We start from the raw sequence: 511 nt of genomic DNA on the forward strand, positions 1-511 counted from the left end.
CCAAGCGTTCCAACCTGCCAGGCCTGCGCTCGGGCTTCGTGGCCGGTGACGCCGACATCCTCAAGGGCTTTTTGCTGTATCGCACCTACCACGGCTGTGCGACTGTCTCTTATACACATCTAGATGTGTATAAGAGACAGACACCATCCCTCGCGTTTCGGCCTGATTCAACCCGCGCAACTTCCCGCCCATAGAAAGGAAAGCCAATCGATGCCGCAGGTGGATCCAGAACTCTTCGACCGCGGCCAGTTCCAGGCTGAACTGGCCCTGAAGGCAAGCCCCATTGCCGCCTTCAAGAAGGCCATCCGCCAGGCCCGCGAGGTGCTCGACGGGCGTTTTCGCAGCGGCCGCGACATTCGGCGCCTGATCGAGGATCGCGCCTGGTTCGTCGATAACATACTGCAAAAGGCCTGGGAACAATTCGACTGGAGCGAAGACGCCGACATCGCACTGGTGGCGGTCGGCGGCTACGGTCGCGGCGAGTTGCACCCATATTCCGACATCGACCTGC

General features: G+C 60.7%; 1 protein-coding gene. It reads left to right on the forward strand.

Features of this window, described 5'->3' with window-relative positions; all coding sequences use genetic code 11:
* Positions 1-210: 210 nt before the first annotated feature.
* Positions 211-511, forward strand: a 301-nt coding sequence (locus tag JMF97_RS30515) for a nucleotidyltransferase domain-containing protein (RefSeq protein WP_203224668.1), incomplete at its 3' end; no start/stop codon positions are given.

Source organism: Micromonospora fiedleri (genome assembly GCF_016774385.1).
Taxonomy (GTDB): domain Bacteria; phylum Actinomycetota; class Actinomycetes; order Mycobacteriales; family Micromonosporaceae; genus Micromonospora; species Micromonospora gifhornensis.